The organism is Bradyrhizobium sp. STM 3809 (assembly GCF_000239795.1).
In the GTDB taxonomy this organism is placed as follows: domain Bacteria; phylum Pseudomonadota; class Alphaproteobacteria; order Rhizobiales; family Xanthobacteraceae; genus Bradyrhizobium.
The window spans coordinates 1-5958 of sequence record NZ_CAFJ01000184.1; the positions used below are offsets into that span (position 1 = coordinate 1).

At 65.1% G+C, this 5958-nt stretch carries 5 protein-coding genes; 2 read left to right on the forward strand and 3 right to left on the reverse strand.

Annotated features, from left to right (window positions below; all coding sequences use genetic code 11):
- Nucleotides 1-12: 12 nt before the first annotated feature.
- The gene (locus tag BRAS3809_RS10020) at nt 13-792 is read right to left on the reverse strand and encodes an enoyl-CoA hydratase-related protein (protein WP_008961969.1); all 780 of its coding nucleotides are present in this window, start codon (nt 790-792) and stop codon (nt 13-15) included.
- Between the two features lie 166 nt (nt 793-958).
- On the opposite strand from BRAS3809_RS10020, the gene BRAS3809_RS10025 reads away from it, so the two are divergent.
- Nucleotides 959-2233 (forward strand): acyl-CoA dehydrogenase family protein, encoded by a 1275-nt coding sequence (locus BRAS3809_RS10025; RefSeq protein ID WP_008961970.1) that lies wholly within the window; start codon nt 959-961, stop codon nt 2231-2233.
- Between the two features lie 188 nt (nt 2234-2421).
- Here BRAS3809_RS10025 and BRAS3809_RS10030 read toward each other — a convergent pair whose 3' ends face one another.
- Both BRAS3809_RS10030 and BRAS3809_RS10035 read right to left on the reverse strand, forming a co-directional pair.
- The gene (locus BRAS3809_RS10030) at nt 2422-4002 is read right to left on the reverse strand and encodes a fatty acid--CoA ligase (RefSeq protein ID WP_008961971.1); all 1581 of its coding nucleotides are present in this window, start codon (nt 4000-4002) and stop codon (nt 2422-2424) included.
- A gap of 129 nt (nt 4003-4131) precedes the next feature.
- Complete coding sequence (locus tag BRAS3809_RS10035) at nt 4132-5007, reverse strand: SDR family oxidoreductase (RefSeq protein ID WP_008961972.1); 876 nt, start codon at nt 5005-5007, stop codon at nt 4132-4134.
- Nucleotides 5008-5109: 102 nt separating this feature from the next.
- Between BRAS3809_RS10035 and BRAS3809_RS10040 the strand changes: the two genes are divergently transcribed.
- Nucleotides 5110-5919 (forward strand): crotonase/enoyl-CoA hydratase family protein, encoded by an 810-nt coding sequence (locus BRAS3809_RS10040; RefSeq protein WP_008961973.1) that lies wholly within the window; start codon nt 5110-5112, stop codon nt 5917-5919.
- Nucleotides 5920-5958 lie beyond the last annotated feature (39 nt).

The following is a 5958-nucleotide window of genomic DNA, read 5'->3' on the forward strand; positions in this document are numbered from 1 at the left end:
CTCACGCAGAACTCACCGACCCAGCCACTTCGGCGGCCGCTTCTCCGAGAACGCCTTCGGCCCTTCGACGTAGTCCTGAGAATGGATCATCGCCTGCACCGCCGGATAATCGCGCTGTTCGGTGATGGCTTGCTCCAGCGACACCGCGAGGCCCTTCTCGATCGCCTGCTTGGAGGCTCGGATCGACATCGGCGAGTTCTTGGCGATCGTCTCGGCCCAGCGCTCGGCCGCCGCCAGCGCCTCGCCCTGCGGCACCACTTCGTTGACGAAGCCGAGTTCGTGGCCCTCGCGCGCGCCGACGTGACGCCCGGTCAGGATCATGCCCATCGCGCGTTTCATGCCGATCTGGCGCGGCAGCCGCTGCAGCCCGCCGGCGAGTGCTGCGAGCCCGACGCGGGGCTCCGGCAGCGCGAACGTCGCATTCTCCGAGGCGATGATCAGGTCGCAGGCCAGCGCGATCTCGAAGCCGCCGCCCATTGCGACGCCATTGACGGCCGCGATCAGCGGCTTGTCGCAATCGAAGCGCGACGTGAGGCCGCCGAAGCCGCTTCGGCCCCAGCCGCGCTTGCCGCCGGCCGCCTGCCATTTCAGGTCGTTGCCGGCGCAGAACGCCTTGTCGCCCTCGCCGGTGACGATCGCGACCCATTGCTCGGGATCGGCGGCGAAGCCATCGAACACGGCCTCGAGCTCGTAGTGCGCGTCGGTGTGCAGCGCGTTGTAGACTTCGGGGCGGGCCAGGGTGACGATCGTGATCGGCCCCTTGCGCGTGACCTTCGAAAATTTCAGCTCCATCGACCGTTCCTCCTGGGTTCTGATTGGCAACGTTGCGCGAGCTTAGCGCCTGCGCCACGGGCGCGGTCATCCAAATACGCAACCGCGCTGCGCGCCACAAGCACGCGGCGGAGGGCCGGCCCGACCAAGATCAAGAATAACAACGACACGCACAGGGAGACACGCCATGGATTTTTCCTTGCCCAAGGAATTGGTTGCCTATCTCGACGAACTCGACCGCTTCATCGCCGCCGAGATCAAGCCGCTTGAAGAGGCCGACGACAACATCCGGTTCTTCGACCATCGCCGCGAATGGGCGCGCACCGATTTCGAGAATGGCGGCCTGCCGCGGCATGAGTGGGAGCAATTGCTGCGCAAGGCCAAGGACCGCGCCGACGCCGCCGGGCACCTGCGCTTTGCGATCCCGAAGCGCTATGGCGGCAAGGACGGCTCCAACCTCTGGATGGCCGTGATCCGCGAGCACTTCGCCTCGAAGGGCCTCGGCCTGCACAACGACCTGCAGAACGAGCATTCCATCGTCGGCAATTTGCCTATTGTCACTATGCTCGACCGCTACGGCCGCGACGACCAGAAGGCGATGATCGACGGCTCGATCACCGGCAAGTACCGCATCACCTTCGGCCTGACCGAGCCGCATCACGGCTCTGACGCGACCCACATGGAGACGAAGGCCGTGCCGGCGACGCGCGACAACGTCAAGGGCTGGCTGATCAACGGCGAGAAGATGTGGACGACGGGCATGCACGTCGCCACCCATTGCGCGCTGTTCGCGCGCACCTCCGGCAATGACGGCGATGCCCGCGGCATCACCTGCTTCCTGGTGCCGGCCAGGACCGACGGGGTGAAGGTCGAGGAATATCTCTGGACCTTCAACATGCCGACCGACCATCCCCGCGTCAGTTTCACCGACGTGTTCGTGCCGGAGGATGCTGTCTTCGGCGAGGTCGGACGCGGGCTGTCGCTGGCGCAGTGCTTCGTGCACGAGAACCGCATCCGCCAGGCCGCGAGCTCGCTCGGCGCGGCAGTGTTCTGCATCAATGAGAGCGTGAACTACGCGCGGGAGCGGAAGCCGTTCGGCAAGGCGCTGGCCGAGAACCAGGCCATTCAATGGCCGCTGGTGGAGCTGGCGACGCAGGCGGAGATGCTGCGGCTTTTGATCCGCAAGACCGCCTGGGAGATGGACCAGCTGACCCAGGCGCAGGTCGAGCACACGCTCTCCGACAAGGTCTCGATGTGCAACTACTGGGCTAACCGGCTGTGCTGCGAGGCCGCCGACCGCGCCATCCAGGTGCATGGCGGGATGGGCTATTCGCGCCACAAGCCGTTCGAGCACATCTACCGCCACCATCGCCGCTACCGCATCACCGAGGGCAGCGAGGAGATCCAGATGCGCAAGGTCGCGGGCTTCCTGTTCGGGTATATGGGAGCGAACAAGAGGTGAGGTGGTTGTCGTTCGAAGACAGCCGTCGTGAGCGTCAGCCAGCAATCCGGACCTGTCGCTTGGCCCCTGGATTGCTTCGGCGCAAGGGCGCCTCGCAATGACGGTCTCGAGGGAGCGCGCGCTCTCTCCACGTCATCGCGAGCGCCGGCGAAGCGATCCAGGATGCATCACCGCGAAGGTCCGCACCATCAATTCACCTGTCGATCCTTTCCCGTCCAATACGGGTCGCGCAGGTTCCGCCGCAGGATCTTGCCGGACGGATTGCGCGGCAGGGCCTCGAGGAAGTCGACGCTCTTCGGCGTCTTGAAGCCGGCAATGCGGGTGCGGGTGAAGTTGATGATGTCGGTCGCGGTCGCCTGCCTGCCCGGCTTCATCACCACGATCGCCTTGACAGCCTCGCCCCATTTGTCGTCGGGAATGCCGATCACGGCAGCTTCGGCCACGTCAGGATGATCGCAGATCGCGCTCTCGACCTCGGCCGGATAGATGTTCTCGCCACCGGAGATGATCATGTCCTTGATGCGGTCGTGGATGTAGACGTAGCCGTCCTCGTCCATGTAGCCCGCGTCACCGGTGCGCAGCCAGCCGTCCTTGCCGAGCGTGCGTGCAGTCGCTTCCGGCAGATTCCAATAGCCGGCCATGTTCGAGCCGGACCGCGTCGCGATCTCGCCGACCTCGCGCGGCGGCAGGGGATTGCCGAGCGGGTCGATGATCGCGACCTCGACGCCGGGCAGCGGCTTGCCGGCCGAACGCATCCGCTCCAGGCCCTCGACGTGGTCCTCCGGCGGCAGCGCAATGATGGTGCCCGTGGTCTCGGTCATCCCATACATCTGCACGAAGCCGCATTTGAAGACGTCGATGCACTCCTTCAACAGCGCAGCCGGAATCGGCGAGGCACCGTACAGCATGTATTTGAGCCGGGAGAAGTCGACCTGCCGCGCCCGCGGCTGACGCACCACGAACTGCATCGCGGCGGGGACCATGAACAGCTTGGTGATGCCGGACTGCTCGAAGAAGTCGAGAATCTTGGTCGGATCGAACTCGCGCGCGATGACGCCGCGGGCGCCGTGATAGAGGCTCATCAGGCCCCAGCCGGAGCCGCCGATGTGGAAGATCGGCATCGCGATCAGCGACACGTCGTCGGTCGACCATTTGTTCCAGTCAGGCTTGTCCTCGGGATTGCCGGTGTTGACGAGGTTGAGGAAGTTGGCGTGCGACAGCATTGCGCCCTTCGGCTTGCCGGTCGTGCCGGAGGTGTAGAGCTGCAGCGCGATGTCCTTCGGCGTGATCGTCACGCCTGGATCGTCGGCGCTCTGTGCGTCGCGCCAGGCCGTATAATCCTGCCACTCCGGCGCGCCGCCCTCGGTGGTGATGATGTGGCGCACGCTCGGGAGCTGGTCGCGGATCTGCCGGATCATTGCGATGAACTCCGGTCCGACGAACAGGGCAGGTGCCTTGCAGTCCTCGACGATGAAGGCGACCTCGGGGCCGGCGAGCCGCCAGTTCACCGGCGCCATCACGACGTTGGCCTTCATGGCGCCGACCAGCAGCTCGAAATAGGCGTCGCTGTTCTTGCCGAAATAGGCGATCCGCTCACCCGGCTTGATGCCGAGCGCCTTCAGCGCGTTCGCGACCTGATTGGTCTTGCGGTCGAATTCGGCGAAGCTGGTGATGCGCCCCTCGAACTCATAGGCGGTGGCGGAGCCGAGTGCCTGTGCCTGCTTGCGCACGACGTCGACAAGCGTCGACGCTGCCGTCGTGACGGACATGTTTCCCCTCCGATTGTGCCGTGTTCTTCGGTCTGTGTTTTGTCGTTCTCGCCCCGGGTTGCCTCGGAGCGAGCATCGTTCGATCAGTCTATCGGGCGCGCGCCGCCGATCAACAGCACGGTAGCGCCGTCAGCTCGACCGCGTCGCGCGGTCCTTCTCGTTCTGCGCCTTGATCGACTCCTTGGCCTTGGTCCAGTCGTCGTCGCTCCAGTCGCGCAGCTGATAGAAGTTGCCGCCCATCGCCAGCGCCTGGGCGCCGTCCATCGCGATGGTCTCGCCGTTGATCCAGTTGCAGCCGCCGGAAATCAGGAAGACGGCGAGGTTCTGCAACTCCTCCATGGTGCCGACGCGGCCCATCGGGTTCATCGCCTTGGTCCGTGCGCCGGCCTCATCGCCGGGCTTGATGCGCTTGCTCATGCCCTCCGTCGGGATTTCGCCGGGCGCGATGGTGTTGAGGCGGATGCCGTAGCGGCCCCATTCGGTGGCGAGCGACATCGTCATGGCGTGGATCGCCGACTTGCTCATCGCCGACGGCACGACATAGGGCGAGCCGTTGCGCACCCAGGTCACCGTGATCGACACGACGTTGCCCGGCTGCTTGGCCGCGATCCAGCGCTTGCCGACGGCATGCGTCACGTAGAACGTGCCGTGCATCACGATGTTGGCGACCGCATCGAAGCCGCGCGGGCTCAATTCCTCGGTACGGGAAATGAAATTGCCGGCGGCGTTGTTGATGAGATCGGTGAGGCCGCCTTCCCGGAAGATCGCCTCGATCATCTCTTCGACCGCCATGGCATTCCGGATGTCGACGCCGTGGCTGGTGACGCGGCCGCCATAGAGGTCCATCAGCTCGGTCGCGGTCTCGTCGCAGACGATTTTCCGTCGTCCGCAAATATGCACTTCGGCGCCGAGCTGGAGGAAGCGGGCGGCCATCGCCTTGCCGAGGCCGGTGCCGCCGCCGGTCACCAGGATGCGTCGACCCTTGAGGAGATTGTCCTTGAACATGGAAGTTTCCGCCTGACATTTTGTGAGTTAATTGGTCGATTGACTAAATCGCTCCGACAGCCCCATGTAAAGTCACAAAGACAATCGTGAGGAGACCGCCCGATGGACAACCGCATCGCGATCGAGATCAAGGACGGCGTCGCCGATGTCCGCCTGGTCCGCGCCGACAAGATGAATGCGCTCGATCAGGACATGTTCGCGGCGCTGGTGGCGGCCACCGAACGGCTGTCGACCGAGAAGGGGCTGCGCGCGGTGGTGCTGTCCGGCGAGGGCCGCGCCTTCTGCGCCGGGCTCGACATGGGGCGCTTCGCGGCGATGAAGGAGTCCGGCGGCAATGGTATCGCTGGCGGCGAGAAGCGCGATCTCACCGTTCGCACCCACGGGAAGGCGAATTTCGCCCAGCAGGCGGTCTGGGGCTGGCGGCAGCTGCCGGTGCCGGTGATTGCTGCGGTGCATGGCGTCGCGTATGGCGGCGGCTTCCAGCTCGCGCTCGGCGCCGACATGCGCTACGTCGCGCCGGATACCAAAATGTCGATCATGGAGATCAAATGGGGTCTCGTGCCCGACATGGCCGGCACGCCGATTCTGGCGACCCTGATGCGCGACGACATCCTGCGTGAGCTGACCTATACCGGCCGGGTGTTCTCGCCGGAGGAGGGGCAGGCTTACGGTCTGGTCACCCGCATCTGCGCCGATCCGCGCGCGGCCGCGCTGGAGACGGCGCGCGAGATCGCCGGCAAAAATCCGGACGCGATCCGCGCCGCCAAGCGGATGCTGAACAATCTTTCCGTCGATCCCGGCCCGGCGCTGCTGGCGGAGTCGGTCGAGCAGCAGAAGCTGATCGGTAGTCCGAACCAGCTGGAATCGGTGCGGGCGAATATCGAGAAGCGTGCGCCAAAGTTCGCGGACTAACGCGGTCATTCCGGGATGCTCCGAAGGAACTGAACCAGA

Bases quoted from the DNA above. Each gene is read 5' to 3' on its own strand.
- BRAS3809_RS10020 (WP_008961969.1), bottom strand. From the start codon at position 792: ATGGAGCTGAAATTTTCGAAGGTCACGCGCAAGGGGCCGATCACGATC.
- BRAS3809_RS10025 (WP_008961970.1), top strand. From the start codon at position 959: ATGGATTTTTCCTTGCCCAAGGAATTGGTTGCCTATCTCGACGAACTC.
- BRAS3809_RS10030 (WP_008961971.1), bottom strand. From the start codon at position 4,002: ATGTCCGTCACGACGGCAGCGTCGACGCTTGTCGACGTCGTGCGCAAG.
- BRAS3809_RS10035 (WP_008961972.1), bottom strand. From the start codon at position 5,007: ATGTTCAAGGACAATCTCCTCAAGGGTCGACGCATCCTGGTGACCGGC.
- BRAS3809_RS10040 (WP_008961973.1), top strand. From the start codon at position 5,110: ATGGACAACCGCATCGCGATCGAGATCAAGGACGGCGTCGCCGATGTC.